This window comes from Saccharopolyspora cebuensis (assembly GCF_039542665.1).
GTDB lineage: Bacteria > Actinomycetota > Actinomycetes > Mycobacteriales > Pseudonocardiaceae > Saccharopolyspora > Saccharopolyspora cebuensis.
The window spans coordinates 559,755-586,662 of sequence record NZ_BAABII010000004.1; the positions used below are offsets into that span (position 1 = coordinate 559,755).

Annotated in this window: 24 protein-coding genes and 1 tRNA gene; 19 read left to right on the top strand and 6 right to left on the bottom strand. The window is 71.4% G+C overall.

Annotated elements, in window-relative coordinates; all coding sequences use genetic code 11:
* Positions 1-80: 80 nt before the first annotated feature.
* A tRNA-Gly gene (locus ABD976_RS09345) sits at positions 81-151 on the bottom strand.
* A gap of 78 nt (positions 152-229) precedes the next feature.
* On the opposite strand from ABD976_RS09345, the gene dcd reads away from it, so the two are divergent.
* From dcd to ABD976_RS09365, 4 genes are all read left to right on the top strand, one after another.
* A complete protein-coding gene (gene dcd / locus ABD976_RS09350) occupies positions 230-811 on the top strand; it encodes a dCTP deaminase (RefSeq protein ID WP_345360357.1) in 582 nt (193 codons plus the stop codon).
* 213 nt (positions 812-1,024) lie between these two features.
* Complete coding sequence (locus tag ABD976_RS09355) at positions 1,025-2,434, top strand: sugar porter family MFS transporter (RefSeq protein ID WP_345360360.1); 1,410 nt, start codon at positions 1,025-1,027, stop codon at positions 2,432-2,434.
* 418 nt (positions 2,435-2,852) lie between these two features.
* Entirely contained in the window at positions 2,853-4,010 is a 1,158-nt protein-coding gene (locus tag ABD976_RS09360; protein ID WP_345360363.1) for an epoxide hydrolase family protein, read from the top strand.
* A gap of 240 nt (positions 4,011-4,250) precedes the next feature.
* Entirely contained in the window at positions 4,251-4,481 is a 231-nt protein-coding gene (locus tag ABD976_RS09365; RefSeq protein ID WP_345360366.1) for a hypothetical protein, read from the top strand.
* Positions 4,482-4,602: 121 nt separating this feature from the next.
* On the opposite strand, the gene ABD976_RS09370 is transcribed toward ABD976_RS09365, so the two are convergent.
* A complete protein-coding gene (locus ABD976_RS09370; RefSeq protein ID WP_345360369.1) occupies positions 4,603-6,819 on the bottom strand; it encodes a (Fe-S)-binding protein in 2,217 nt (738 codons plus the stop codon).
* A 474-nt stretch (positions 6,820-7,293) separates the two neighbouring features.
* Here ABD976_RS09370 and ABD976_RS09375 point away from each other — a divergent pair, with 474 nt between their 5' ends.
* The 9 genes from ABD976_RS09375 (at position 7,294) to ABD976_RS09415 (ending at position 14,919) form a co-directional block, all read left to right on the top strand.
* Positions 7,294-7,788 (top strand): DUF1707 domain-containing protein, encoded by a 495-nt coding sequence (locus ABD976_RS09375; protein WP_345360372.1) that lies wholly within the window; start codon positions 7,294-7,296, stop codon positions 7,786-7,788.
* A 49-nt stretch (positions 7,789-7,837) separates the two neighbouring features.
* Complete coding sequence (locus tag ABD976_RS09380; RefSeq protein WP_345360375.1) at positions 7,838-8,161, top strand: DMT family transporter; 324 nt, start codon at positions 7,838-7,840, stop codon at positions 8,159-8,161.
* Positions 8,158-8,730: a TetR/AcrR family transcriptional regulator gene (locus ABD976_RS09385; RefSeq protein WP_345360378.1), complete on the top strand. Its 573-nt coding sequence runs from the start codon at positions 8,158-8,160 to the stop codon at positions 8,728-8,730. The genes ABD976_RS09380 and ABD976_RS09385 overlap by 4 nt, the downstream gene beginning before the upstream one ends.
* 234 nt (positions 8,731-8,964) lie before the next feature.
* Positions 8,965-9,483, top strand: a complete 519-nt coding sequence (locus ABD976_RS09390; protein WP_345360381.1) for an O-acetyl-ADP-ribose deacetylase — start codon at positions 8,965-8,967, stop codon at positions 9,481-9,483.
* Positions 9,484-9,597: 114 nt separating this feature from the next.
* Positions 9,598-10,374, top strand: coding sequence for a DUF4097 family beta strand repeat-containing protein (locus ABD976_RS09395; protein WP_345360384.1), 777 nt, complete (start codon positions 9,598-9,600; stop codon positions 10,372-10,374).
* Positions 10,375-10,592: 218 nt separating this feature from the next.
* Positions 10,593-12,473, top strand: a complete 1,881-nt coding sequence (gene dnaK / locus ABD976_RS09400) for a molecular chaperone DnaK (RefSeq protein WP_345360387.1) — start codon at positions 10,593-10,595, stop codon at positions 12,471-12,473.
* 17 nt (positions 12,474-12,490) lie between these two features.
* A complete protein-coding gene (grpE, locus tag ABD976_RS09405; RefSeq protein ID WP_345360390.1) occupies positions 12,491-13,174 on the top strand; it encodes a nucleotide exchange factor GrpE in 684 nt (227 codons plus the stop codon).
* 99 nt (positions 13,175-13,273) lie between these two features.
* Positions 13,274-14,467, top strand: a complete 1,194-nt coding sequence (gene dnaJ / locus ABD976_RS09410; RefSeq protein WP_345360393.1) for a molecular chaperone DnaJ — start codon at positions 13,274-13,276, stop codon at positions 14,465-14,467.
* Positions 14,468-14,469: 2 nt separating this feature from the next.
* Positions 14,470-14,919 carry a heat shock protein transcriptional repressor HspR gene (locus tag ABD976_RS09415; protein ID WP_345360396.1) on the top strand — a complete coding sequence of 150 codons (450 nt, stop codon included), beginning with the start codon at positions 14,470-14,472 and terminating at the stop codon, positions 14,917-14,919.
* A gap of 209 nt (positions 14,920-15,128) precedes the next feature.
* Here ABD976_RS09415 and ABD976_RS09420 read toward each other — a convergent pair whose 3' ends face one another.
* Positions 15,129-16,235, bottom strand: coding sequence for an FAD-binding oxidoreductase (locus ABD976_RS09420; protein WP_345360627.1), 1,107 nt, complete (start codon positions 16,233-16,235; stop codon positions 15,129-15,131).
* Between the two features lie 344 nt (positions 16,236-16,579).
* Between ABD976_RS09420 and ABD976_RS09425 the strand changes: the two genes are divergently transcribed.
* From ABD976_RS09425 to ABD976_RS09445, 5 genes are all read left to right on the top strand, one after another.
* Positions 16,580-17,332: a pyridoxamine 5'-phosphate oxidase family protein gene (locus tag ABD976_RS09425; protein WP_345360399.1), complete on the top strand. Its 753-nt coding sequence runs from the start codon at positions 16,580-16,582 to the stop codon at positions 17,330-17,332.
* Between the two features lie 49 nt (positions 17,333-17,381).
* The gene (locus ABD976_RS09430) at positions 17,382-17,855 is read left to right on the top strand and encodes a MarR family winged helix-turn-helix transcriptional regulator (RefSeq protein ID WP_345360402.1); all 474 of its coding nucleotides are present in this window, start codon (positions 17,382-17,384) and stop codon (positions 17,853-17,855) included.
* A gap of 206 nt (positions 17,856-18,061) precedes the next feature.
* Entirely contained in the window at positions 18,062-18,604 is a 543-nt protein-coding gene (locus ABD976_RS09435) for a MarR family winged helix-turn-helix transcriptional regulator (protein ID WP_345360404.1), read from the top strand.
* 77 nt (positions 18,605-18,681) lie between these two features.
* Positions 18,682-21,063, top strand: a complete 2,382-nt coding sequence (locus ABD976_RS09440; RefSeq protein ID WP_345360630.1) for an MFS transporter — start codon at positions 18,682-18,684, stop codon at positions 21,061-21,063.
* Between the two features lie 8 nt (positions 21,064-21,071).
* On the top strand, positions 21,072-21,902 hold the full coding sequence (locus ABD976_RS09445; protein WP_345360407.1) for a YceI family protein: 831 nt from the start codon (positions 21,072-21,074) through the stop codon (positions 21,900-21,902).
* Positions 21,903-22,053: 151 nt separating this feature from the next.
* Here ABD976_RS09445 and ABD976_RS09450 read toward each other — a convergent pair whose 3' ends face one another.
* The 3 genes from ABD976_RS09450 to ABD976_RS09460 all read right to left on the bottom strand — a co-directional run bounded on the left by ABD976_RS09450 (position 22,054) and on the right by ABD976_RS09460 (position 24,110).
* On the bottom strand, positions 22,054-22,218 hold the full coding sequence (locus ABD976_RS09450) for a hypothetical protein (protein WP_345360410.1): 165 nt from the start codon (positions 22,216-22,218) through the stop codon (positions 22,054-22,056).
* Positions 22,215-22,382, bottom strand: coding sequence for a hypothetical protein (locus tag ABD976_RS09455; protein ID WP_345360413.1), 168 nt, complete (start codon positions 22,380-22,382; stop codon positions 22,215-22,217). Before ABD976_RS09455 ends, ABD976_RS09450 begins: the two co-directional genes overlap by 4 nt.
* Before the next feature lie 156 nt (positions 22,383-22,538).
* The gene (locus ABD976_RS09460; protein ID WP_345360416.1) at positions 22,539-24,110 is read right to left on the bottom strand and encodes an alanine/glycine:cation symporter family protein; all 1,572 of its coding nucleotides are present in this window, start codon (positions 24,108-24,110) and stop codon (positions 22,539-22,541) included.
* Between the two features lie 197 nt (positions 24,111-24,307).
* Between ABD976_RS09460 and clpB the strand changes: the two genes are divergently transcribed.
* On the top strand, positions 24,308-26,887 hold the full coding sequence (gene clpB, locus ABD976_RS09465; RefSeq protein ID WP_345360419.1) for an ATP-dependent chaperone ClpB: 2,580 nt from the start codon (positions 24,308-24,310) through the stop codon (positions 26,885-26,887).
* The last annotated feature ends 21 nt before the right edge of the window (positions 26,888-26,908 follow it).

Consider the following 26,908-nt stretch of genomic DNA (forward strand, 5'->3'; position numbering starts at 1 on the left):
AAGGCGCAGAAACATCGGAGGCCCAGAAACACCGAAGGCCCAGGCCGGAACTGCGCTCCGGGCTGGGCCTTCGTCTGCTGAGCGGATGACGGGAATCGAACCCGCGTATTCAGCTTGGGAAGCTGATGTTCTACCATTGAACTACATCCGCGCATCGCTGTCGCGATGTGATCGAGCTTAGCACGGTGGGCGTCGTCGATCGTCGACGGGGTGCGGATAGGGTGGCGCCGTGCTGCTGAGTGACCGGGACCTGCGCAAAGAGCTCGACGAGGGGCGCCTGCACGTCGATCCGTTCGACGCGGCGATGATCCAGCCGTCGAGCATCGACGTTCGGCTGGACCGGTTCTTCCGGGTCTTCGACAACACGAAGTACACCCACATCGACCCGTCGCAGCAGCAGGATGAGCTGACCTCGCTGGTCGAGACGCCGGACGACGTTCCGTTCGTGCTGCACCCCGGGGAGTTCGTGCTGGGCGCGACCTTCGAGGAGGTCCGGCTGCCGGAGGACCTCGCGGGCCGGTTGGAGGGCAAGTCCTCGCTCGGGCGGCTCGGGCTGCTGACGCACTCCACCGCGGGCTTCATCGACCCGGGGTTCACCGGGCACATCACGCTGGAGCTGTCCAACGTCGCCAACCTGCCGATCACGCTGTGGCCCGGGATGAAGATCGGCCAGCTCTGCCTGTTCCGGCTGTCCAGCCCCGCCGACCACCCGTACGGCTCGAAGCGGGCCGGTTCGCGGTACCAGGGGCAGCGCGGTCCGACCCCGTCGCGGGCCTACATCAACTTCTCGCGCGCCGACACCCGGCGGTAACTGTGCGTGCACGTTCCGGCGTGCAAGTGATCTGAAACTCATCTGTTCGGCGGGGCGAAAAGGCCCAAGTGGCCGAGTTTCGGTTACGGTGAGCTACTTCACGCTGGATCGTGTCAGCAAAGAAGGGGTTCAGAACTTACGATCCCTCAAGCCCGACGTTCTAGAACGATCCCGCACCGTGGCGGGTCGACGTGCGGGCAGCAGGAGAACGCGATGTCCGCAACCCAGTCGCGTGCCTCGGGAGCTGCCACCGAGCACTTCGGGCACGTCGTGATGATCGCCTGCGCCGCGGCGCTCGGCGGATTCCTCTTCGGCTACGACACCTCCGTCATCAACGGCGGCGTGGACGCGATCCAGCAGCACTTCGGTGTCGGCCCCGCCCTGACCGGCCTCACCGTCTCCTCCGCCCTGCTGGGCTCGGCGGTCGGCGCCGGGATCGCGGGCGGCCTGGCCGACCGGGTCGGGCGCATCCGCGTCATGCAGCTCGCCGCCGTCCTGTTCATCGTCAGCGCCATCGGCTCGGCGCTGCCCTTCGCGATCTGGGACCTCGCCGCTTGGCGGGTCGTCGGCGGTGTCGCCATCGGCATCGCCTCGGTGATCGCCCCCGCCTACATCGCCGAGGTCGCACCCGCGGCCTACCGGGGGCGGCTGGCCTCGTTGCAGCAGTTGGCGATCGTGCTGGGCATCGCCCTGTCGCAACTGGTGAACTACGGGCTGGCCGCCGGCGCCGGGGGCAGCGCCTCCGGGATGATCGGGCCGCTCCAGGCGTGGCAGTGGATGCTCGCCGCCGCCGCGATCCCCGCGATCGTCTACCTCGTGGTGGCCTCGCGCATCCCCGAATCGCCGCGCTACCTGGTGGCCGCCGGTCGGCTGGCCGAGGCGCGCAGCGTGCTGACCCGCATCGACTCCGGTGACGCGGGCGCCAAGGTCGCCGAGATCCAGGCCGCCCTCGGCGGCGAGCGCAAGCCCCGGCTCAGCGACCTGCGCGGCCGGTTCGGGCTGCTGCCGATCGTCTGGGTCGGCATGGCGATCGCCGCGTTGCAGCAGTTCGTCGGGATCAACGTCATCTTCTACTACTCCTCGTCGCTGTGGAGCTCGGTCGGCGTCGACGAGAGCAGCTCGCTGCTGCTGAGCCTGTTCACCTCGATCGTCAACATCATCGGCACCCTCGTGGCCATCGCCCTGGTCGACAAGATCGGCCGCAAACCGCTGCTGGTGATCGGCTCGATCGGCATGGCGGTGTCGCTGGCGATCACCGGCTGGGCGTTCAGCTTCGCCGAGGTCGTCGGCGAGGACGCGCAGCTCCCGTTCGTCTGGGGCGCCGTGGCGCTGGTGTCGGCGAGCGCCTTCGTGCTGTTCTTCGCCTCCTCCTGGGGCGTGGTGATGTGGGTGCTGCTCGGCGAGATGTTCCCGGTGCGCATCCGGGCCGCCGCGCTCGCCCTGGGCACCGCGACGAACTGGATCGCGAACTGGCTGGTGACGGTGAGCTTCCCGTCCATGCGCGACTGGAACCTGCCCGTGACCTACTTCCTCTACGCCGGGTTCGCCCTGCTCTCCCTGGTGTTCGTGCTGCGGTACCTGAAGGAGACGAAGGGCAAAACCCTGGAGGAAATCGGTACTTGAGGGTTGTGCTCCTGGGACGCGGCTCGCTCTGCTTTGCGGTGCGGGTAGCGGAACCTCAGCGGCCTTCTCGCTGCGGGATCGCCTCCTGATGTACCAGCACGTACACGGCGTCGGCGCTGTCCTCGCGAGAAGGCCGCTGAGAACCCGCGGCGGTGCGAGTTGCGAGGGTGGGGCAAGGCGGAAGCGGCTTTGCCGCTTGCCTGACGGGGGTGCCGATCGGCGCGTGCGTGGGCTGGAAGCGGCTTTGCCGCTTGCCTGACGGGGGTTCCGTCTCGCGGGCCTTGAGTCGCTGAGAACTGCACGGGGTTGTGGTCGAGGGGTGTCCGGGTCGGGCGCCCCTCGATTGCTGTTCGGGGGCGGGAACAAATCCGGGGCTTCGCGCGTAGGAAGTACCGTACGTTGTACGGAAGGAGCGCGCATGGCCATCACCCCGTTCCACCTCGACATCCCGCAGGAGCAGCTCGACGACCTGCGGGCCCGGCTCGCCCGGGTTCGCTGGCCCGACGACGTGCCCGGTGGCGATCACGGGGGCGACTGGCGGTACGGGCCGCCGTTGGCCCACGTCCGCGACCTCGTCGAGCACGCGCTGCACCGCTACGACTGGCGCGCGCAGGAGGCGCGGTTGCGCGCGTTCCCGCAGTTCACCACCGAGATCGACGGCCAGCGGGTGCACTTCCTGCACGTGCGCTCCTCGCGGCCGGACGCGCTGCCGCTGATCGTCACGCACGGCTGGCCCAGCTCCCCCGCCGAGTACCTGGACGTGATCGCGCCGCTGACCGAGCCCGAGGACGACGGCCCCGCGTTCCACCTGGTGATCCCGTCGCCGCCCGGCTACGGCCTGTCCGGACCGACCCGGGAGTTCGGCTGGGGTTCCCGCCGGATCGCCGAGACCTGGGTGGAGCTGATGGCGCGGCTGGGTTACCGCCGCTACGGGGCGCAGGGCGGTGACTGGGGGACCTGGATCAGCCGGGAGCTGGCGCTGGTGGCGCCGGATTCGGTGGTCGGGGTGCACACCAACGGCATGATCACCTTTCCCTCCGGCGATCCCGAGGAGCTCGCCGGGCTCTCGGCGGCCGACCAGGAGCGGATGGCGGGCTGGCAGCGCTACACCGACGAGCTCTACGGCTACAAGCTGATCCAGTCCACCAAGCCGCAGGCCCTCGCCTACGCGCTGGCCGACTCGCCGGCGGGCCTGCTCGGCTGGTTCAGCGGGGTCTTCCGGGAGTGGACCGATCCGCGCACCCCGCTGGCGGCCGACCTGGTGCTCACCCACGCGCTGCTCTACTGGTTCACCGGCACCACCAACTCGGCGGCCCGGTCGTTCGTGGAGACGCCGGACGACGCCGAGCACGCCGAGCGCGAAGGCGTGCTGGCGGAGCTGGCGACCGGTGCGGTGCCGCACGGGGTCGCGGTGTTCCCGCACGACGTGCTGCGCCCGGTGCGGCCGTTCGCCGAGCGGATCAACAACGTGGTCCGGTGGACCGAGCACGACCGCGGTGGCACCTTCCCGGCCGCGGAGGTCCCGGAGCTGTTCACCGCGGACGTCCGCGCCTTCTTCGCGGCCGTGACCGGATGACACCCGCCCCGGGTCCGGCGAAGGTGATTCGGGATTTTCATACGCCCAGGAGTCCCGCCGATTCTGATCACGAAGCGTGGTTTTACAAGATCGAGTGACACTCTGAAGATCGACTCGGTGTCACCGGTCGGTGTGATCGTGGATCTCAGGGGCAGCGCTCGGACCCCGTCGGCCTCTAGGACTGGACGCGGCGGTCACAACGGCCGCCGCTCACGAAGTCGAAATGGAGTGGATCCCCGAATGAAGTCCTCGAACCTCGCCAAGGCCGCCGCCGTCGCGACCCTGACGCTGGGCTTCGGCGCCCTCGCCGCCCCCGCCGCCTTCGCCGACATCTACGTCATCGGCAACGACGGCGACGTCGCCGTCCAGGAGGCCGAGGCCAACGGCATCGGCAACGACATCGAGCAGAGCGCTCAGAACGAGTACGACTTCTGGGCCGGGCTGGGCAGCTCGATCTCCTTCGACGGCTGAGCTAGCGCGGGACGAGGGGCGGGTCCGGCCGGACCCGCCCCTCGGTCGTTCCCGGAGCGTGCCCGGTGAGAAGGAGCGGGCCCCTCCGGTGCGCACCGGAGGGGCCCGCTCGCTCGGTCGGTCAGCTCCCGGACGTGGCCGGGGCGTCGGTGCTCTCGCCGCGCTTGACGGCGTTGAGCAGCAACTGCGCGACGTCGACGACCTCGACGTTCTCCGAGGCGACCTTGTCGCTCTGCCGCGTGGTGAGCCCGTCGGAGAGCATCACCTTGCAGAACGGGCAGCCGGTCGCGATCTTCTGCGGGGCGGTGCCCAGCGCCTCGTCGACGCGGTCCAGGTTGATCCGCTTGCCGATGCGCTCCTCCATCCACATCCGCGCCCCGCCTGCGCCGCAGCACATCGAGCGGTCCGCGTGCCGGGGCATCTCCCGGAAGTTGGCGCCCGCGGCACCGACCAGGTCGCGCGGCGGCGTGTAGACCTTGTTGTGGCGGCCCAGGAAGCACGGGTCGTGGTAGGTGACGTCCTCGGCGACCGGGGCCACCGGGGTCAGCCGCTTCTCCCGCACCAGCTTGTTCAGCAGCTGGGTGTGGTGCACGACCTCGAAGTCCCCGCCGAGCTGCGAGTACTCGTTGGCCAGGCTGTTGAAGCAGTGCGCGCAGGTGGCGACGATCTTGCGCTTGCCGGGCTCGCGGCCCTCGAAGACGCCGTTGAGCACCTCGACGTTCTGCTGCGCGAGCATCTGGAAGACGAACTCGTTGCCCGCGCGCCGGGCCGGGTCACCGGTGCAGGTCTCCTCGGAGCCCAGCACCACGTACTTGACCCCGGCCATGTGCAGCAGCTCGGCGACGGCGCGGGTGGTCTTCTTCGCGCGGTCCTCGAACGCCCCGGCGCAGCCGACCCAGAACACGTACTCGACGTCGTCGGCGAGCTCGCCGTCGAACACCGGCACCTCGAAGTCCAGGTCCTCGGTCCAGGCCAGCCGGTCCTTGGCGTTCTGTCCCCACGGGTTGCCCTTGTTCTCCAGGTTCTTGAACATCCCGCCGAGCTCGGTCGGGAAGTTCGACTCGATCATCACCTGGTAGCGGCGCATGTCGATGATGTGGTCGACGTGCTCGATGTCCACCGGGCACTGCTCGACGCAGGCGCCGCAGCTCGTGCAGGACCACAGCACCTCGGGGTCGATGACGCCCATCTCCTCGGGGCCGCCGACCAGCGGGCGGTCCGACTCGGCCAGCGCCAGCGCGTCGATCCCGGCGAGCTTGTCCTCGGCGCCGTCACCGGTGATGCCGACCTCGTCGCCCGCCATGTCCTTCTTGCCGCCGGCCAGCAGGTAGGGGGCCTTGGCGTAGGCGTGGTCGCGCAGCGAGGTGATGACCAGCTTCGGCGAGAGCGGCTTGCCGGTGTTCCACGCCGGGCACTGCGACTGGCAGCGACCGCACTCGGTGCAGGTGGTGAAGTCCAGCCAGCCCTTCCAGGAGAAGTCCTCGACCTGCCCGGCGCCGAAGACGTCGGTGTCCGGGTCGGCCTCCTCGAAGTCCAGCGGCTTGCCCCCGCTGGTCATCGGCTTCACCGCGCCCAGCGCCGGGGCGTCGCCCAGCTCGCGCTTGAAGTAGATGTTGAAGAACGCGGTGAACCGGTGCCAGGCCACGCCCATCGTGATGTTCCGCGCGATCACGATCACCCAGATCATCGCGGACAGGATCTTGAACGCGGCGAACAGCGTGATCGCGGCGGTGCTGGCCGGCAGCACGGCGCCGAGCGCGTGGGTCAGCGGCGCCGACCACACCGGCGCGTGGAACAGCCCGCTGGACTCCTTGAACGCCCGCAGCCCGATGATCCCGACGCCTTCGAGGATCACCACCGCCTCGACGAAGTAGGCCTGCCAGAAGTTGGAGCCCTGGAACCGCGAGACCCGCCCGGCCCGGCGCGGGTGGTTGAGCTGGCGCACCACCACCAGCCAGATCCCGGCGACCAGGGTCGCGAACCCGATCAGCTCGATGGCCAGGTTCCACGGGCCGAACCCGCCGAGGAACCAGAACTCGAACTCGGGGTTGGCGACCTCGCCGTAGGCCTCCAGCACGCTCAGGCTCAGCAGTCCGAAGCCGACCATGACGAACCAGTGGGCGACCCCGACGTGCCCCCACTTGAGCATCTTGGTGTGGCCGAGGATCTCCTTGACCATGTTCCCGAACCGGGCGCCGAACGGCCCGCCCCTCGTCGGATCGGGTTGGCCGAGGCGGATGGACGACACCATCCGCCGGACGGTCCTGACGACCATCACCACCGCGACCACCGTCACGGCGAGGCAGATCAGGCCCAGGACGAGCTGCAGGGCTCCCATGCTCGCGGCCTCCAGTTCGAGACGTTGTCCGTTTGGGGAGCGTACGCCCTGTTACTCGTTGGTAACCATCGGGGCGCGGCTTCGTGTCGAGAACAGTGCGTGATTCTGCGATGCCGCTGGACGAAAAACTAGTTGGGCGAACGCCCGATTTTCCCGGAGGGAGCGTCACCTGGTCCGATCGTGGGACCGGGTCCGCACCGGCGTGTCGTCCGGGGTCGCGCGGGTTGTCCCTGCTGGACGCGCCGGAATCCCGCGCCCCGGTCGCCCCGCCCGCTCCCGCCGCGCCTCGGGCCGGATCGATCCCGCGCCGCGGCGCACCGGAGGTGCGATCTTCGCCACGTGATCCCCGCTCCGCTCGCCGGCCTGCGCCGAACGGGGCCGGTCGCCCGTGATCGCTGGGTATCGTGGGCGTCCTCCTGACCGGGCGCCGCCCGGACCGGCGCTGGTAGCTGTTCTTGTCACCGGGGGTGTGCGATGACGGATTCGACGCGGGCGTCCGACCGCGACCGGGAACGCAGCGCCGAGCGGCTGCGCGTCGCGCTCGACGAGGGGCGGCTGACGCTCACCGAGTACGACGAGCGGCTGCGGCAGGCCTACGCCGCGGTGACCCTCGGCGAGCTGGCGCCGATCACCTCCGACCTGCCCGCGCCGGCGCCCGAACCGTCCGCCGAACCCGCCCTCGACGAGCAGGCGAAGGAGGTGGCCAAGCGCAAGCGGGACAAGGAGTGGCGCGAGTGGGCCTCGGTCACCGTCGTGCTGGTCGGCATCTGGCTGTTCACCTCGATCGCCTCGGGTGGGCTGAACTTCTTCTGGCCGCTCATCCCCTCCGGCATCTGGGCGCTCGTGCTGGTGGCCGGGATGATCTCCGGTGACGACGTGGCCGAGCAGCGCAAGAAGCTGGAGAAGAAGCAGCGGAAGCTGGAGCGGAAGAAGCGCCGCGACGACGCCGAGGAGCTGCCCGGCGGCTGAGCTAGGATGAAACCTGGGCATCCGTTCAGGTTTCTTCGTGGGAGGCGTCGTGGCGTACCTGCTCCTGGCCGTGGCGATCGTCAGCGAGGTCTTCGCGACGATCTCGCTGAAGTACTCCGAGGGCTTCAGCAAGCCGCTGCCCACGGTGTTCGTCGTGATCGGCTACGTCGCCGCGTTCAGCGCGCTGGCCTACGTGCTCAAGCTCGGGCTGCCGATCGGCGTCGCCTACGCGATCTGGGCCGGGGCCGGGGTCGCGCTGGTGGCGATCGTCGGCGCGCTGTTCCTCGGTGAGACCATCACCGCCGTGCAGATCGGCGGCATCCTCATGATCGTCGGCGGCGTGGTGGCGCTCGAACTCGGCGGCGCGCATTGAGCGCCGAGACCGACGGCAGGCGCGCCAAGGGCGAGCGGCGGCGCCGGGCGATCATCGACGCCGCGCTGCGGGTGGTCGCCCGCGACGGGGTGGCCGCGATCAGCCACCGCGTCGTGGCCCGCGAGGCCGAGGTGCCGCCCGCCTCCATCGCCTACTACTTCGACGGCATCGACGAGCTGCTGGTGGCGGCGCTGCTGGACGGCGTGGACGCGCTGGTCGCCGACGTCGACGCGCTGCGCGAACGGGTCGACGACCCCGAGGACTGGCCCGGTGCGGTGGCCGACCTGCTGGTCGCGATGGTCCGGGACCACCGGGAGCGGACCATCGCCGAGTACGAGCTGTACCTGCTGGCGGCCCGCCGTCCCGCGCTGCGCCCCGCCGCGCGCCGCTGGATCGACGTCGCGTCCGGCTACTTCGGCGACGCCTGCGGCGGCGACCCGGTGGCGGTGCGGGTGCTGCTCGCCGCCGTCGACGGCTTCCTGGTGCAAGCCCTGATCGCCGACGAGCCGCCGGACCCGGAGGCCCTGCACCAGTCCCTCCGGGCCATCATGCGCCTCCGGGACGGCTGAACCGCGCGCTGCGCCGAACGGGTGCGGTGGACGTGAGTGAGGGGCACCCTTGCCCAAGTAACTCGGACAAGGGTGCCCCTCACTCACGTCTCGAACGGGTGACGCGGCTGCCGGAGCGGGCGGTGCGGACGCGGTCGTGCCGCCCGCCGGGCGGGCACCCGCTGGCGGGCGGGTTCCTGGCTGGCGGGCGGGTTCCGGGTCGCCCGGGGGCTCGTCCGGGAGGACACTGCGGCCATGCGGATCTCGTTGCTGCGGGGCGACATCACCGAGCAGCAGGTCGACGCGGTGGTCAACGCCGCGAACTCCGGCCTGCTCGGCGGGGGCGGGGTGGACGGGGCGATCCACCGCCGCGGCGGTCCGGCGATCCTCGCCGAGTGCGAGCTGCTGCGCACCCGCGACTACCCGGACGGGCTGCCCACCGGGCAGGCCGTGCCCACCACCGCGGGCGAGCTCCCGGCGCGCTGGGTGATCCACACCGTCGGGCCCACCTACGCCCAGTCCGCCGACCGCTCCGCGCAGCTCGCGGACTGCTACCGCTCCTCGCTGCGGGTGGCCGACGAGCTCGGCGCGGGCAGCGTCGCGTTCCCGGCCATCTCCACCGGCATCTACCGCTACCCGCTCGACGAGGCGGCCCGGATCGCGCTGCGCACCGTGCGGGAGACCCCGACCGACGTCGCGGACGTGCGCTTCGTGCTGTTCGACGACGCCGCGCTGAGCGCCTTCGAAGCCGCCCGCGACGAGCTCGGTTCCTGAATCCACCCCACCGGGACGCCCCGATGCGCTGTGCTGGTGCGTGGGGGATCTCCCCGATGCGGGCCGGGCGCGCACCGGCCTAGCGTCGATCGGGACGACCACGAGGGGGTTGCGGTGCGAGTGGGGATTGCGGTCGGCGGAGCGGCGCTGGTGCTGCTCGGCGGCGCGGTGCTGAGCTGGGGGGCGAGGTCCGAGGCCACGAGCACCGACGTGGTCGTGGGCATCGACTCGGTCGTGCTGGAGGGCGGTCGCGGCGACGTCGAGGTGCGCCACGTGCCGGGCAGCCGGGGCGAGGTCACCGCGACGGTCAGCCGGAGCTGGTTCGGCTCGGGCGCGGAGGACGAGGCGCACCGGCGGATGGGCTCCCGGCTGGTCCTGGACACCGACTGCGGGCGGGGCTGCTCGGTGGACTACGTCGTCGAGCTGCCGGAACCGGTCGAGGTCTCGGGGCGGCTCGGCTCCGGTGACCTGCGGGTGCACGGGATGGGCGCGGTGCGGGCCGAGACCGGTTCCGGTGAGATCGACGTGCGCGGCGTCGCCGGACCGGTCGACGTGCGGACCAGCTCGGGCGGGATCGAGCTCGCCGACGTCGACGGCGACCTGGTGGCGGAGACGGGCAGCGGCCGGATCGAGGGCGAGGGGCTGCGCGGCCGGTCGCTGCGCGCGCACACCGGTTCCGGGGAGGTCGAGCTGGTCGCCGAGGCGCCGGAGGCCGTGCTGGTGGAGACCGGCAGCGGCGGGATCGAGCTGACCGTGCCCGACGGCGCCTACCGGGTGCTCACCGACACCGGCAGCGGCTCCGCCGACGTGGAGGTCGCCGAGCAGCGGGACGCGCCGCGCTCCCTGGAGCTGTCCACCGGCAGCGGCGACATCGAAGTCCGCGCCGACTGACCCGCCCCCGTCCGGGTGAGGCGGCGCACCTCGCTCCGGTCCGGGGCGGTCGGGCGGGAACTCCCGGGGCTGGTCGGACGTTGGGTCGGCAGGAAGGTTGAGCGGCAGGTGCTCAACCCGGTTTGACGTCCGCGACCCGCGGTCGGTAGAACTTGAGTGAGCAAGGCTCAAGGGTATGGACCCTTGGGCGCACAGGTGTAGAGCAGGAGGAACCTTTCATGGCGCGAGCGGTCGGCATCGACCTGGGGACGACCAACTCCGTCGTTTCCGTCCTGGAGGGCGGTGAGTCGACGGTGATCGCCAACTCCGAGGGCTCGCGGACCACCCCGTCCATCGTGGCCTTCGCGAAGAACGGCGAGATCCTCACCGGGCAGCCAGCGAAGAACCAGGCGGTCACCAACGTCGATCGCACCATCCGGTCGGTCAAGCGCCACATGGGCACCGACTGGAAGGTCGGCATCGACGACAAGGACTACACCCCGCAGGAGATCAGCGCCCGCGTGCTGATGAAGCTCAAGCGGGACGCCGAGTCCTACCTGGGCGAGGACGTCACCGACGCGGTGATCACGGTCCCGGCGTACTTCGAGGACGCGCAGCGGCAGGCCACCAAGGAGGCCGGCCAGATCGCGGGCCTCAACGTGCTGCGCATCGTCAACGAGCCGACCGCGGCGGCGCTGGCCTACGGCCTGGACAAGGGCGAGAAGGAGCAGACCATCCTGGTCTTCGACCTCGGTGGTGGCACCTTCGACGTCTCGCTGCTGGAGATCGGCGAGGGCGTCGTCGAGGTCCGCGCGACCAGCGGTGATAACCACCTCGGTGGTGACGACTGGGACGAGCGCATCGTCGAGTGGCTGGTGGACAAGTTCAAGTCCTCCAACGGCATCGACCTGACCAAGGACCGGATGGCCCTCCAGCGCATCAAGGAGGCCGCCGAGAAGGCCAAGATCGAGCTGTCCAGCTCCTCCACGGCCAACATCAACCTCCCGTACATCACCGTCGACGCGGACAAGAACCCGATGTTCCTCGACGAGACGCTGTCCCGGGCGGAGTTCCAGCGGATCACCTCCGACCTGCTGGAGCGCACCCGCAAGCCGTTCGAGGCGGTCATCCGCGACGCCGGCGTCAAGGTCGACGACATCGACCACGTGGTGATGGTCGGCGGTTCCACCCGGATGCCCGCGGTCAGCGACCTGGTCAAGGAGCTGACCGACGGCAAGGAGCCGAACAAGGGCGTCAACCCGGACGAGGTCGTGGCGGTCGGCGCCAGCCTCCAGGCCGGTGTGATGCGCGGTGAGGTCAAGGACGTCCTGCTGCTCGACGTCACCCCGCTGTCCCTGGGCATCGAGACCAAGGGAGGCATCATGACGAAGCTGATCGAGCGCAACACCACGATCCCGACCAAGCGCTCCGAGACCTTCACCACCGCCGACGACAACCAGCCGTCGGTGCAGATCCAGGTCTTCCAGGGCGAGCGCGAGATCGCCGCGCACAACAAGAAGCTCGGCATGTTCGAGCTGACCGGCCTGCCGCCCGCGCCGCGCGGGGTGCCGCAGATCGAGGTCACCTTCGACATCGACGCCAACGGCATCGTGCACGTCTCCGCCAAGGACCTGGGCACCGGCAAGGAGCAGTCGATGACCATCACCGGCGGCTCCGCGCTGCCGAAGGACGACATCGACCGGATGGTCAAGGACGCCGAGGCCCACGCGGAGGAGGACAAGCAGCGCCGCGAGGAGGCCGAGGCCCGCAACCAGGCCGAGACCCTCGTCTACCAGACCGAGAAGGTCCTCAAGGACAACGACGAGAAGCTGCCCGCCGAGGCCAAGGAGAAGGTCCAGGGCGCGATCGGCGAGGTCAACGAGGCGCTCAAGGGCGAGGACGTCGCCGCGATCAAGGCCGCGGTGGAGAAGCTCGCCACCGAGTCCCAGGCGCTGGGCCAGGCCCTCTACGCCGACGCCGGGGCGAACGCCGCGGGCGCCGACGCCGGGGCCACCGGCGGTGAGTCCACCTCCACCGGCTCCACCGGCTCGACCTCCGGCAAGGACGAGGACGTGGTGGACGCCGAGATCGTCGACGACGAGGACGAGAAGAAGAAGTGACCGCGGACGGGCCAGGGATGTCACGAGACGAAGGCGAGCAGGAGCCCGTCGTGGTCCGGGACCGGCGGCGGATCGATCCCGAGACCGGGCAGCGGCGGGTGCCCGAGGACGGAGGAGAGACGCAGGTGGCCGAGAGCATGTCCGGAACGCTCGACGAGGAGCTCCTCCAGCAGCAGGCCGAGCAGGCCGCGCCGCAGGAGGACTCCGGTGCCGGGCAGGACGGCGCGCAGGCGGCGCTGCAGCAGCAGGTCGACGAGCTGACCGCCGACCTCAAGCGGGTGACCGCCGAGTACGCCAACTACCGCAAGCGGGTGGAGCGCGACCGCGAGGCCGTGATCAGCACCGCGAAGGCGGGGGTGGCGAGCGACCTGCTGACGGTGCTCGACGACGTGGAGCGGGCCGAGGCGCACGGCGACCTCACCGGCGCGTTCAAGGCGGTCACCGACAAGCTGATCGCGTCGCTGGGCGCGGCGGGCCTGGAGCCGTTCGGCGCCGAGGGCGACGAGTTCGACCCGTCGGTGCACGAGGCCGTGCAGCACGCCACCTCGCCGGAGGTCTCCGGGCCGACGGTGACCACCGTGCTGCGCCGCGGCTACCGCTTCGACGACCGGGTGCTGCGGCCCGCGATGGTCGCGGTGACCGATCACGAACCGGCCGCCGAGCCCGCCGCGGACGAGGCCGATGGCAGCGCGCAGGGATGATCCCGCGCGCGGTGGTGGCCGGGTGACCGCGCCCGGCCGCCACCGCCGCGGTCCCGCGGGCGGGTACGTGGCCGATCAGGTCGGAAGGAGGGGCGCCGGGTGAGCGCGCGGGAGTGGCTCAACAAGGATTACTACGCCGATCTGGGCGTCTCCTCCGGAGCGAGCGCGGACGAGATCAAGAAGGCGTACCGGAAGCTGGCCCGGGAGAACCACCCCGACGCCAACCCCGGCAACGCCCAGGCGGAGAACCGGTTCAAGGCCGTCTCCGAGGCCTACGGCGTGCTCTCCGACCCGGACAAGCGCAAGCAGTACGACGAGTCGCGGCGGCTGTTCGGCTCCGGCGGTTTCGGCGGCGGAGGCGGCCAGGGCGGCTTCGGCGGTTTCGGCGGCGGAGGTACCGGGGGCTTCGACATCGGTGACCTCTTCGGTGGCGGCCAGACCACCACCGGCGGCGGCGCGGGCGGCCTCGGCGACCTGTTCGGCGGCCTGTTCGGCAACCGGCGCTCCGGCGGCGGTTCGACCACGGCCAACCGGCCGCGGCGCGGTGCCGACGTGGAGACCGAGGTCCGCATCGACTTCGCCGAGTCGGTGCGCGGGGCGACCGTGCCGCTGCGGCTGTCCAGCCCGGCCACGTGCTCGACCTGCCACGGCTCGGGGGCCAGGCCGGGGACCCGCCCGCGCGGGTGCTCCACCTGCGACGGCTCCGGGCTGGTCACCCGCAACCAGGGCGCGTTCGCGTTCAGCGAGGCGTGCCCGGACTGCCAGGGGCGCGGGAAGGTCATCGACGACCCGTGCACCGAGTGCCGGGGCGAGGGCGTCAGCACCCGCAGCCGGACGCTGACCGTGCGCATCCCGGCCGGGGTGTCCGACGGGCAGCGCATCCGGCTCGCCGGGCAGGGCGAGCCGGGGCGCAACGGCGCCGCGGCCGGTGACCTGTTCGTGGTGGTGCACGTCGCGCCGCACCGGGTGTTCGGACGATCCGGTGATGATCTGACGATCACGGTGCCGGTCACCTTCCCGGAGCTGGCCCTGGGCACTACGTTGACCGTGCCGACGCTCGACGGGAAGGTCTCGCTGCGGGTGGCGGCGGGCACGGGCACCGGACGGATCCTGCGGGTGCGCGGCAAGGGCGTCGGCCGCAAGGACGGCACCCACGGCGACCTGCTGGTCACCCTGCAGGTGGCGGTCCCGTCGAAGCTCGACGGGAAGGCGGCCGAAGCGCTGGAGGCCTACGCCGAGGCCACCGCCGACCACGATCCGCGGCAGGACTTGGACGAGCTGCTCGGGAGGTAGTCATGGCCGGTCGAGGCGCATCCGTGCCGCCGGGGTTCCCGCCCGGGGCCAACGAGGACACGCCCATGTTCGTGATCTCGGTGGCCGCCGAGCTGTCCGGCCTGCACGCGCAGACGCTGCGCAGCTACGACCGGCTCGGGCTGGTCTCGCCCGGCCGCACCCCCGCAGGTGGGAGGCGCTACTCGTTCCGGGACATCGCGCTGCTGCGCGAGGTGCAGCGGCTGTCCCAGGAGGAAGGCGTCAACCTCGCCGGGATCAAGCGGATCATCGACCTGGAGAACCAGGTGGACGCCCTCCGCGACAAGGTCCGCGAGCTGACCGAGGAGCTGGCCGCCGCCTACGGCGCCGCCGAGCAGGTGGCGGCCCAGGTCCACGCCTCGTACCGCCGCGACCTGGTCCCGATCCACCAGGAGACGGCCCTCGTCGTCTGGCGCCCCGACCGCAAGCGCTGACCGCAAGCGCTGACCGCGAACTGAGTGAGGGGCACCCTTGCCCAAGTAACTGGGACAAGGGTGCCCCTCACTCACGTCCCGAACGGGTGATCGTCACCCGGCAGCGTGCTGAGTGAGGGCACCTCCATCCGGCATGGTCGGCTGGAGGTGCCCCTCACCCAGTTCGACCTCGGGTGCGGGTCGCGCGGACGGCCTCCGCGCGGGGCGGATCAGTCCAGGGCGAACGGGTCGTAGTGGATCCGGTCCAGCGCCGTTCCCGCCACCAGCATCTTCGACACGGTCGCCCGGATCATCGCCGGGGATCCGCTGACCAGCACGTCGCGGTCCTCCCAGGCGCCGCCGTAGCGGGTCACGACCTCGGCGAGGGTGCCGTGCTCGACCCCGGAGACGTTCGGGTCGTTCTCCAGCACCGGGGTGACCGACAGCCACGGGTTGCTCACCGCGACCCGCTGGAGGTTCTCCAGCTCGTAGAGGTCCTCGCGGGTGCGACCGCCGTAGAAGAGGTGGACGCGCGGGTTCTCGCCGTACTGGGCGAGGTCGTCGATGATCGAGCGCATCGGGGTGAGCCCGGTGCCGCCCGCGACCATCACCACGTCGCGGCCGTGCTCCCGGTCGACGCCGAGCCGCCCCATCGGGGCACCGATCCGCCACTGGTCCCCCGGCCGGGCGTGGGCGACCAGCGCCCGGCTCACCCAGCCGCCGTGCACGGAGCGGACGTGGAACTCCAGGGTGCCGTCGTCGCTCGGGGCGTTGGCCGGCGTGAGGTAGCGCCACAGGCGCGGCCGCTGCGGGACTTCGACGCTGACGTACTGCCCGGCGTGGTAGGGCACCGGGTGGTCGGTGCGGATCCGGATCACGGCGATGTCCCAGCTCAGCCGCTCGTGCTGGACGATCTCGCCGTTGTACCAGGCGGGGCCCTCGTCGTTGCTGGCCGCTTCGGTCATCGCCGAGGCCATCACGGTGTAGGCCTCGGCCCAGGCCCGCTCGACGTGCGGGGTCCAGGTGTCACCCGCGTACTTCTTGATCGCGGCCAGCAGCGCGGTGCCCACCGCTTCGTAGTGCACGGCGATGACGCCGAACTTGCGGTGGTCGCGGCCGAGCTGGTGCAGGAAGGGCAGCAGCTCGTCCGGCCGGTCGACCATCTGGATGACGTGCACCAGCGCCCGCAGCAGCCGGCTGCGCTGCACCTCCATGTTGACCGCGAACAGCTCGCGGGTCGCCGGGGACAGGCTGAACAGCATCCCGTAGAAGAACCGCGCCACGTCGTCGGAGTGGGGTTCGACGACCGCCCAGCTCTCGCGGATCAGCCGCACCATCCGGTCCACACCGGTGGTGGGCTCGGAGTCGCGGTTCGGGGGCGGCCCGGGGCTCAGTACGGCGTCGGCGTTCGAGGTCATGGTGAGGGGCAGTCTTCTCCACGTTGGCGGCCTGTCGGCACTGGCACATTCTCCGGCACTGGCGCAGATCGCTCTTGGTACACGTCCCCCGACTACCCGGGACCCTAACCTCTGCTGGGCTCCGCGTGTGCCTTGATGCCACTTTTGAGGGATTCTTAACTACTTCTTGTAGAGATCGCATGGACCTAAGGGGGGAACCTCCGGGACGTCGTTGTCCGGCACATGGGTGGCGTGGCACCGTGTCGGCCGTGATCCCGGATTCCATGCCCCCGAGTGGAACCGCGGACCCGGAGCTGCTCGCGCTGGAGCTGTCCGACCCGCCGCCCCCGACCGATCGGCGAGCCGTCCCGGCGTCCGCGACGAGCCCCGGCGACCCGTTCGCCGGCGGTTCGGCACCGCTGCCCGGTTCCGCGGGTGAACACCTGCTGCAGGCCGCCTACGGCACCGAGCAGCGCGCCCGCCGATTCTACGACGAGCAGGTCCTCGACCACCTCAACCCGCGGATGCGGGAGTTCATCGGCCGGATGGAGCTCGCCTTCGTCGCGACCGCCGACGCCCGGGGCGAGTGCGACAGCACGCTGCGCGCCGGCCCGCCCGGCTTCGTCGAGGTGCTCGGCGAACGGCACCTGGCCTACCCGGAGTACCGCGGCAACGGCGTGCACGCCAGCCTCGGCAACATCAGCGAGAACCCGCACGTCGGCATCCTGCTGGTCGACTTCGCCGAGGCCCTCATCGGGCTGCACGTCAACGGCAAGGCCCGCATCGTCGAGGACGGCGACCTGCGCGCCATCCACCCCTCGCTGCCGACCGGGTCCGCGCCCGGCCGCAGTCCGCAGCGCTGGGTCGTGGTGCAGGTCGAGGAGGCCTACCTGCACTGCCGCAAGCACATCCCGCGGCTGGTCCCGATGCCGCACGAGCGGAGCTGGGGCACCGACGACGCCCGCCGCAAGGGCGGTGACTACTTCGACGCGAAGGAGGCCGACCGGCCCTGGGGCCGCGCGACCCAGCCCGCCTGACCGGCCGCGCGATCGGTCCGGCCCGGGTCGCTACCCGTAGGGTTGGGGCGTGATCGAGCAGGACGAGGTCGGCGCGGCACCCGACGAGGATGCCCGGCGGCGCGGCGCCGCGGAGGCGATCGAGCGCGAGCTGGCGCTGATGTTCCGGCGGGCGCGGTCGCTGTCGGCCGCCGTCGCCGCGCACGTCCACCCGGACCTCGACGCCGCGTCCTACAGCCTGCTGCTGGTGATCGCCGACGCCGGTTCGCTGCGCGGCATGGACGTCGCCGAGCGCACCGGGCTCGACAAGTCGACCGTCAGCAGGCAGATCGCCACCCTCGTGGACCTCGACCTGCTGGAGCGGGTGCCCGACCCGGACGACGGTCGCGCTCGCCGCATCCAGCTCTCCGCGCACGGCCGCCGCCGCTTCGCCGAGCTGCGCGCCATCCGGCGCAACCACCTCTTCGGCGAGTTCGACAACTGGCCCACCGCCGACCTGGCCGATCTGGCGCGGCTCCTGGGCAAGCTCAACCACATGCTCTGAGTCCCGCCCGCACCTGCCCCGCCCGCACCGGCGCTGCCCTTGTGGTGCGCCTCTCAACGGCGGTCCTCGCGGCGACGCCATGCCTGGTCGCGCGGGGGGATGCGGCGGACGGACGCGTCGGGCGGGGGCCGGAGGGCCGAATATCGGTTGCGTTGAGCAACTAACCTTCCGTACAGTTGCGTGCAGCAACTAAAGGATTGGGCGCGATGGGACCGACGCAGGAAACCTGCAGCGAATTGCTCCGCCCGCTCCGCGCTCTGATGGGCCTGAAGCAGATCGCTCTGCAACGAGGCCACTTCACCACCGACCAGGTGCCCTACGCGGCGGCCGGACTGCTCGCCGAGCTGGTCTTCCGGGGTGAATGCCGGGCGTCCGACCTGGCGCACCACCGCGTCGTCGACGCCTCGGTGGTGAGCAGGCAGGTCGGCCAGCTCGAACAGGCCGGCCTGATCACGCGCCGCCCGGACCCGGCCGACCGCCGGGTCTCGATGCTCCGGGCCACGCCGAAGGGCGAGCAGGCGGTCGCGGAGCTGGAGCGGCGCAAGGCCGAGTGGCTCAGCGAGGCGCTGGTCGGCTGGGACGACGAGCGGGTGCGCGAACTGGCGGACCTGCTCGGCGCGGCGATGGACGACGTCCGCCGCCACACGATCGACGCGATGAACCCGGCGACCGCTTCGGGGAGCGGACCGGACAAGACCACCGACGCGCCGGCCGAGGCCGGCGGTTCGAACGCGGAAGGAGCTCGATGACCAGCTCGACGGTGCGGGAGGCGGAGGCCGCGGGGCCGACGTCCGGCGGGTCCGCCGGGTCCGCCGATGCTGCACCGATGACGCACCGGCAGGTGCTGGAGGCGATGTCCGGGCTGATGCTGGCGCTGCTGGTCGCCATCCTCAGCTCCACCATCGTCTCCAACGCCCTGCCGCGCATCATCGGTGATCTCGACGGCACCCAGAGCCAGTACACCTGGGTGGTCACCGCGATGCTGCTGACGTCCACGGCGAGCACCCCGATCTGGGGCAAGCTGTCGGACCTGTTCAGCAAGAAGCTGCTCTACCAGCTCGCCATCACGATCTTCACGGTCGGCTCGGTGCTCGGCGGGTTCGCGCAGTCCATGGAGATGCTGATCGGCTTCCGCGCGGTGCAGGGCATCGGCATGGGCGGTCTGCAGGCGCTGATCCAGGTCGTGATCGCCGCGATGGTCTCGCCGCGCGAGCGCGGTCGCTACACCGGTTACATCGGCGCGGTGTTCGCCGTGGCCACGGTGAGCGGCCCGCTGATCGGCGGCGTCATCGTGGACACCTCCTGGCTGGGCTGGCGCTGGTGCTTCTGGATCACGGTGCCGATCGCGGTGATCGCGTTCATCGTGCTGGGCAAGACGCTGAAGCTGCCGGTGATCAAGCGCCCGGTGAAGATCGACTGGCTGGGTGCGCTGTTCCTGGTCGGCGGCGTGAGCCTGCTGCTGATCTGGGTGTCGCTGGCGGGCCAGTCCTTCGACTGGTGGTCGGTGGAGACGGCGGCCTACGTCGGCGGCGGCCTGGTCTCGCTGATCATCGCCGTGATCATCGAGACCCGGGTGAGCGAGCCGATCGTGCCGCTGCGGATGTTCCGCAACCCGACGGTCACGCTGGCGACGATCGGCACCGTGGCGGTGGGCACCGCGATGTTCGGCGGCGCGGTCTTCCTCGGCCAGTACTTCCAGATCGCGCGCAGCTACTCGCCCACCGAGGCCGGGCTGATGACGCTGCCGATGGTGATCGGGATGTTCCTGTCGACCACCGCGTCCGGCCAGATCATCTCCCGGCGCACCGGCCGCATCAAGCCGTTCCTGCTGCTCGGCTCGGTGCTGATGATCGCGGCGATGAGCCTGCTGAGCACGATCGACCACGAGACCGATCTGGTCCTGGTCGGCTGCTACCTCGCGCTGATGGGCATGGGCGTGGGGATGCTGATGCAGAACCTGGTGCTGGCGGTGCAGAACACCACCAGCGCGCGGGACATGGGGTCGGTGACCTCGGTGGTCACCTTCTTCCGGACCCTCGGCGGGTCGGCCGGGGTGTCGGTGCTGGGCGCGGTGCTGGCCGCACGGGTGTCCGACTACATCCTCGACGGGCTGGCCGACCTGGGCGTGCCGCCCGGGGCCGGGGTGCAGAGCGGATCGCTGGACGTCGGGGCGCTGCCGGCGCCGGTGCAGGTCGTGGTGCGCGCCGCCTACGGCGACGCGATCGGGGACATCTTCCTCATCTCGGCGTGCATCTCGGTGGTGACCCTGATCGCGGTGCTGTTCCTGAAGGAGACCCCGCTGCGCAGCACCATCGACAGTTCGGAGGAACGGGAGGAAGCGCTGGTGGCGACGGCGGACCGGGAGACCGAGGCGACGACCCGCGAGGAACCGGTGCGGCAGGCCTGGACCGAACCGACCACGCCCGGCACCGCGACCGCGGACGGCGGCGGGCTGTTCGTGCACGGCACCGTGCAGGACACCGGTGGCAACCCGGTCCCGGGCGTGGTGCTGACGCTGACCGACGCCAACGGGCGCCAGGTCGAGCGGGCCCGCGGCGAGCAGGACGGCGCGTTCCGGCTGGCGGTCGAGCACGGCGGCAGCTACGTGCTCATCGCCTCCGGCGGCCACTACCAGCCGACCGCCTCGATGGTGGTCGTGGTGGACCGGCCGGTGCGCCACGACGTGCAGATGCTGGGCGCCGGGCGGCTCGCCGGGCTCGTGCAGGCCGGGGGTTCCCCGGTGGCCGGGGCGATGGCCGTGCTGACCGACGTGCGCGGCGAGGTGGTGGCCAGCGCGCCGACCGGGACCGACGGGCGCTATGCGTTCGCCGACCTGGTCGGGGGTTCCTACGCGCTGACGGTGACGGCACCCGGCTACCGCCCGGTGGCCTCGCCGGTGGAGGTGGCCGACGGCAGGCAGCAGACGCTGGACGTGGCGTTGCAGGACGGCGGCCGGCTGACCGGCGTGGTCCGCTCCGCCGAGCTCGGGGTGGCGGTGCCGGACGCGCGGGTGACGCTGCTCGACGGCGGCGGCGCGGTGGTCGCGGCGACCACCACCGACGTCGACGGCGGCTACTCCTTCACCGACCTGCCCGCGGGGGAGTACACGGTGATCGCGACCGGCTACCCGCCGAACGCGTCGTCGCTGCGGTTGGCCGGCGAGCACAACGAGCACGACATCGCCCTCGGCTACCCGGAAGCGGACTGAACGGAGGGATGTTCGGGATGGACCTGGAGGCCGGGACCGGCGCGGTGACCGCGCAGGTCCGAGCGGGGGACGGCTGGCCGGTGCCGGAGGCGGTGCTGACCGTGATCGACGGCTCGGGGACGCAGGTGGCGCGGGTGCAGGGCGACGGCCAGGGGTCGGTGGTCGCCTCGGGGCTGCGCCCCGCCGCCTACACCGCGATCGTCACGGCGATGGGGTACGAGCCGGTCGCCCGCACCACGCTGGTGCACGAGGGCGGCGCGGCGGCGTTGGGCGAGGTGGAGCTGCGCCGGGTCGGCGGGGCCGACCTGCCCGCGCCGGGGACGTGGCGGATCGACGCCGCGCACTCCTCGATCCGGGCGACCGCGCGGCACCTCGGGATCAGCAGCATCCACGGCCGGTTCGACGAGTTCGAGGGCGAGGTGCTGATCGGCAACCCGGTGGAGTCCTCGTCGGTCGCGGTGCGGATCGCGGCGGACAGCATCGACACCGGCAACCGGCAGCGCGACGACCACCTGCGCACGGCGGACTTCCTCGACGTGGCGCGGCACCCGGCGATCGAGTTCCGGTCGACGGGGCTGCGCCCGCGCGGCGAGGACCGCTGGGACCTGGCGGGCGAGCTGACGCTGTGCGGGGTGACCCGGCGGGTGGTGCTGGACACCCGGTTCGCCGGGGTGGGGCCGGACCCGTGGGGCGGCACCCGCGCCTCGGCGACGGCGACCACCCGGCTGCACCGCGAGGACTTCGCGATCAGCTTCAACCAGTCGCTCAAGACCGGGATCGCGGCGATCGGCACCACCCTGAAGGTGGAGATCGACATCCAGGCGGTCCGCGAGGACTGACCCCGGGCGCTTTTTCCGAGTGAGGGGCACCCTGTACCGCGTTACGTGGTACAGGGTGCCCCTCACTCACCACCCGTCCAGGTGGACGGTCACCCGTTCGGGAAGTGCGTGAGGGGCACCCTTGTCCGAGTTACTTGGGCAAGGGTGCCCCTCACTCATGTCTCGTTCGGGTGCGGTGGGGGTGCAGGTCCGGGCGGGGTGGGGTGTCGTCCGGGGTGAGGGGCTCGTCGAGCCAGCGGCCGAGGGCGTGGGCGCTGAGGTAGACCGCGCTGATGCCCAGTCCGGCGAGGAACAGCGCGGCGCCGAACCGGCTCATCGGGCCACCGCCCGGGCCGGGAGGTCGCGGTGGTGGCCGCGGTGCAGGGCGACCAGCGCGGCGGCGAGTTCGGGCCAGGTGTCGTCGAGGTGCGCGAGGCGTTCCGGCTCGGCTTCGAGGGCGCCGAGCACTGCCGCCGTGCTGGTCGGTGCGTAGGGGGTCATGGTCTCGCTCCACGGTCCGGTGTCCGGTCCGCGCGACCACGCCGCGTGGTGCCGACTACGCGGACCGGAGCCGGAAGGTAGCGAGCGCGCCACCGCCGATCGCGGCGCCGCGCCGGGCGGCGGACGCCCACCACCCGGGTGGGCGCCCGCCCGGGGTCAGCCGGTGACCTTCTCCTTCTTGACCACTTCGCCGGAGGCGATCCGCGCCTTGTAGTCGGCGAGTTCGCGCTTGACCGTCGGGATCATGATGTAGAGCCCGATGATGTTGAACAGCGCCAGCGAGAACAGCACCGCGTCGGCGAAGTTCAGCACGCTGTTGAGCGTCAGCACCGCGCCGATCACGACGAACACGCAGAACAGCGCGTTGTAGACGTGCAGGCTGCTCTTGCCGCCGCCGAACAGGTACAGCCAGGCGCGCTGGCCGTAGTAGCCCCAGGTGATGATCGTCGAGATCGCGAACAGCGCCACCGCCACGGTCAGCACGTACGGGAACCACGGCAGCACGGTGGCGAAGGCCTCCGAGGTGACCGTGACGCCGTCCGGGGTCTCGCCGCCGGAGAGCACGGTCTGCTGCGCGTCGACCCAGAACTGCGGCCGGGCGATGACGATGGTCAGCGCCGTCATGGTGCAGACGATCACGGTGTCGATGAACGGCTCCAGCAGCGCGACCAGGCCCTCGGTGGCGGGGTGCTTGGTGCGCACGGCGGAGTGCGCGATGGGGGACGAGCCGAGCCCGGCCTCGTTGGAGAACGCGGCGCGCTGGAAGCCGACGATGAGCACGCCGATCAGGCCGCCGAGCCCGGCCTCCGGGGTGAACGCGCCGGAGAGGATCTCGCCGACGGCGGCGGGCACCAGGGTGATGTTGGTGCCGATGACGATCAGGCAGGCGACCACGTAGATGACGGCCATCGCCGGGACGAGCCGGCTGGTGACCGCGCCGATGGACTTGATCCCGCCGATGATCACCAGTCCGATGACGGCGGCCAGCAGGATGCCGAAGATCAGGGCGGCGCCGTCGGACCCGAAGATCCCGTCGTCGCCGCCGGTGACGTCGCGGAGCTGGGCGAAGGTCTGGTTGGCCTGGAACATGTTGCCGCCGGCCAGCGCGAAGAACAGGATGCCCACCGCGGTCAGCACCGCGAGCACCTTGCCCAGCACCGCCCCGGCCGCACCGGGGATGCGCTCGGCGAGGCCCTTGCGCAGGTAGTGCATGGGACCGCCGGAGACGGTGCCGTCCGCGGCGACCTCCCGGTACTTCACGCCGAGGGTGCACTCGACGAACTTGGTCGCCATGCCGAGGAACCCGCAGACGATCATCCAGAACGTCGCCCCGGCGCCGCCGATGGTGACCGCGACGCCGACGCCCGCGATGTTGCCCAGCCCCACGGTCCCGGACACCGCCGCGGTCAGCGCCTGGAAGTGGTTGATCTCGCCGGGGTCGTCCTCGTCGGTGTACTTGCCGCGCACCAGGTCGAGGGCGAGCTTGAACTCGCGCACCTGGATGAACCCGAAGACGAGGGTGAAGATCAGCGCGGCGAGCGCCAGCCAGATCACGATCCACTGGAAGGTGAGCCCGAAGACCGTGACCTCGCCGAGCACGAGGTTGTAGAACGCGTCGGAGACCGGGGTGAACACGGAGTCGATCGCGTTCTCCACGTCGGAAAGCACCCCGCCTTCGGCGGCGAGGACCGCCGTCGGCGGGGATAACTCTGCGTGCGCATGCGTCATCATGACGGGTTACTGAATCAGTCTCGCGTTACCCCGACAAGCGCAGCGCGTGACATTTGCCCGAAAAGAAGCCGGGTTGTGTCGTGCCGTGCCAAGTTGAGCGTCGGCAGCTCAACTTTCCTCAGGTCCTGCGTAGTAGCATGGGTTCGCCGGGGAGGATGTCCCCGGCCCCGGTTCCGGACCGCTCGAGGTGAGGAATGGACGCGTTCAACCCGACCACGAAGACCCAGCAGGCGATCTCCTCGGCGGTGCAGGCCGCCACCGTGGCCGGACATCCCGACGTCGGCGCCGCCCACCTGCTCGGCGCACTGCTGGCCCAGGGCGACGGGCTGACCGCCCCGCTGCTCTCGGCCGTCGGCGCCGACCCGGCCGCGGTGCGCGGTGAGCTGGAGCGGCTCGTCGGCGGCCTGCCCGCCGCCAGCGGCGCCACCGTGTCGGCCCCGCAGTTCGACCGCGAGGCGGTCGCGGCGCTCGGCCACGCGCAGCGGCTGGCCACCGAGATGGGCGACGAGTACGTCTCCACCGAGCACCTGCTCGTCGGCCTCGCCGCCGAGGGCGGCCGGGTCGCCGGACTGCTCCGCGCGCACGGTGCCACGCCCGACGCGCTCACCGAGGCGTTCTCCCGGGTGCGCGGTTCGGCGCGGGTCACCAGCCCCGATCCCGAGGGCACCTACCAGGCGTTGGCGAAGTACGGCCAGGACCTCACCGACCGCGCCCGCGGGGGCGACCTGGACCCGGTGATCGGCCGCGACGCCGAGATCCGCCGGGTGGTGCAGGTGCTGTCCCGCCGCACCAAGAACAACCCGGTGCTCATCGGCGAACCCGGCGTCGGCAAGACCGCGATCGTCGAGGGCCTGGCGCAGCGGATCGTCGCGGGCGACGTGCCGGAGTCGTTGCGCGGCAAGCGCGTGGTGGCGCTGGACCTCGGCTCGATGGTGGCCGGGGCGAAGTACCGCGGCGAGTTCGAGGAACGGCTCAAGGCCGTGCTCAAGGAGATCACCGACTCGGCCGGGCAGGTCATCACCTTCATCGACGAGCTGCACACCATCGTCGGCGCGGGCGCGACCGGCGAGGGCGCGATGGACGCGGGCAACATGATCAAGCCGATGCTGGCCCGCGGCGAGCTGCGCATGGTCGGCGCCACCACCCTCGACGAGTACCGCAAGCACGTCGAGACCGATGCCGCCCTGGAGCGCCGGTTCCAGCAGGTCCTGGTCGGCGAGCCCGGCCCGGAGGACGCGGTGGCCATCCTGCGCGGGCTCAAGGAGCGCTACGAGGTCCACCACGGGGTGCGGATCACCGATGGCGCGCTGGTGGCCGCCGCGACCCTGTCCGACCGCTACATCACCGCCCGGTACCTGCCGGACAAGGCGATCGACCTGGTCGACGAGGCGGCGTCCCGGCTGCGGATGGAGATCGACTCCCGGCCGGTGGAGATCGACGAGGTCGAGCGCGCCGTGCGTCGGCTGGAGATCGAGGAGATGGCGCTGGCCAAGGAGGACGACCCGGCCTCCCTGGACCGGCTGGCGGCGCTGCGCGGCGAGCTCGCCGACCGCCGCGAGCGGCTCTCCGGGCTGACCGCCCGCTGGCAGCAGGAGAAGGAGTCCATCGACCGGGTCCGCGACCTCAAGACCCAGTTGGAGCAGCTCCGCGGCCAGGCCGAGCGGGCCGAGCGCGACGGCGACCTGGGCAAGGCCGCCGAACTGCGCTACGGCCGCATCCCCGGGCTGGAGAAGGAGCTCGACGCCGCCACCGAGGCGCAGGACGAGCGCAAGGCGATGCTCCAGGAGGAGGTCACCCCCGACGACATCGCCGACGTGATCAGCGCGTGGACCGGCATCCCCGCCGGGCGGCTGCTGGAGGGCGAGACCGCCAAGCTGCTGCGCATGGAGGAGGCGCTCGGCGCCCGCGTGGTCGGCCAGGAGGAGGCGGTCCGCGCCGTCTCCGACGCGGTGCGCCGGTCCCGCGCCGGGGTCGCCGACCCGGACCGCCCGACCGGGTCGTTCCTGTTCCTGGGCCCGACCGGCGTCGGCAAGACCGAGCTGGCCAAGGCGCTCGCGGAGTTCCTGTTCGACGACGAGCGGGCGATGGTCCGCGTCGACATGAGCGAGTACGCCGAGAAGCACTCGGTGGCGCGGCTGGTCGGCGCCCCGCCCGGCTACGTCGGCCACGACCAGGGCGGGCAGCTCACCGAGGCGGTGCGCAGGCGGCCCTACTCGGTGGTGCTGCTCGACGAGGTGGAGAAGGCCCACCAGGACGTCTTCGACGTGCTGCTCCAGGTGCTCGACGACGGCAGGCTCACCGACGGCCAGGGCCGCACGGTGGACTTCCGCAACACCATCCTGGTGCTCACCTCCAACCTCGGCTCGCAGGCCATCGCCGACCCGGCGCTGACCGAGCGGGACCGCGGCGAGGCGGTGATGTCGGTGGTGCGCGGGCACTTCAAGCCCGAGTTCCTCAACCGGCTGGACGACTCGGTGGTGTTCCACGCGCTGTCCACCGAGGAGCTGACCGCCATCGTCGACATCCAGGTCGACCGGCTCGCGCGGCGGCTGGCCCAGCGCAGGCTCACCCTCGACGTGCGCCCGGCCGCGCGGGAATGGCTGGCGCTCAACGGCTTCGACCCGGTCTACGGCGCCCGGCCGCTGCGCCGCTCGGTGCAGTCGGCCATCGGGGACGAGCTGGCGCGCAAGCTGCTGGCCGGGGACGTCCGGGAAGGCGACGTGGTCACGGTCGACGTGGACCGGGACAACACCGGCCTCACCGTCGGGTGCTGACGCGCGACGCGTTTCGCGCAG

What these genes read in the sequence shown, in the direction of transcription:
- ABD976_RS09425 (WP_345360399.1), top strand. Translation starts at nt 16,580, where the DNA reads ATGCCCCCGAGTGGAACCGCGGACCCGGAGCTGCTCGCGCTGGAGCTG.
- ABD976_RS09435 (WP_345360404.1), top strand. Translation starts at nt 18,062, where the DNA reads ATGGGACCGACGCAGGAAACCTGCAGCGAATTGCTCCGCCCGCTCCGC.
- dnaK (WP_345360387.1), top strand. Translation starts at nt 10,593, where the DNA reads ATGGCGCGAGCGGTCGGCATCGACCTGGGGACGACCAACTCCGTCGTT.
- ABD976_RS09370 (WP_345360369.1), bottom strand. Translation starts at nt 6,819, where the DNA reads ATGGGAGCCCTGCAGCTCGTCCTGGGCCTGATCTGCCTCGCCGTGACG.
- ABD976_RS09445 (WP_345360407.1), top strand. Translation starts at nt 21,072, where the DNA reads ATGTTCGGGATGGACCTGGAGGCCGGGACCGGCGCGGTGACCGCGCAG.
- ABD976_RS09450 (WP_345360410.1), bottom strand. Translation starts at nt 22,218, where the DNA reads ATGAGCCGGTTCGGCGCCGCGCTGTTCCTCGCCGGACTGGGCATCAGC.
- ABD976_RS09455 (WP_345360413.1), bottom strand. Translation starts at nt 22,382, where the DNA reads ATGACCCCCTACGCACCGACCAGCACGGCGGCAGTGCTCGGCGCCCTC.
- clpB (WP_345360419.1), top strand. Translation starts at nt 24,308, where the DNA reads ATGGACGCGTTCAACCCGACCACGAAGACCCAGCAGGCGATCTCCTCG.
- ABD976_RS09440 (WP_345360630.1), top strand. Translation starts at nt 18,682, where the DNA reads ATGACGCACCGGCAGGTGCTGGAGGCGATGTCCGGGCTGATGCTGGCG.
- ABD976_RS09355 (WP_345360360.1), top strand. Translation starts at nt 1,025, where the DNA reads ATGTCCGCAACCCAGTCGCGTGCCTCGGGAGCTGCCACCGAGCACTTC.
- ABD976_RS09420 (WP_345360627.1), bottom strand. Translation starts at nt 16,235, where the DNA reads ATGGTGCGGCTGATCCGCGAGAGCTGGGCGGTCGTCGAACCCCACTCC.
- ABD976_RS09365 (WP_345360366.1), top strand. Translation starts at nt 4,251, where the DNA reads ATGAAGTCCTCGAACCTCGCCAAGGCCGCCGCCGTCGCGACCCTGACG.
- ABD976_RS09375 (WP_345360372.1), top strand. Translation starts at nt 7,294, where the DNA reads ATGACGGATTCGACGCGGGCGTCCGACCGCGACCGGGAACGCAGCGCC.
- ABD976_RS09415 (WP_345360396.1), top strand. Translation starts at nt 14,470, where the DNA reads ATGGCCGGTCGAGGCGCATCCGTGCCGCCGGGGTTCCCGCCCGGGGCC.
- ABD976_RS09390 (WP_345360381.1), top strand. Translation starts at nt 8,965, where the DNA reads ATGCGGATCTCGTTGCTGCGGGGCGACATCACCGAGCAGCAGGTCGAC.
- grpE (WP_345360390.1), top strand. Translation starts at nt 12,491, where the DNA reads ATGTCACGAGACGAAGGCGAGCAGGAGCCCGTCGTGGTCCGGGACCGG.
- ABD976_RS09360 (WP_345360363.1), top strand. Translation starts at nt 2,853, where the DNA reads ATGGCCATCACCCCGTTCCACCTCGACATCCCGCAGGAGCAGCTCGAC.
- ABD976_RS09460 (WP_345360416.1), bottom strand. Translation starts at nt 24,110, where the DNA reads ATGACGCATGCGCACGCAGAGTTATCCCCGCCGACGGCGGTCCTCGCC.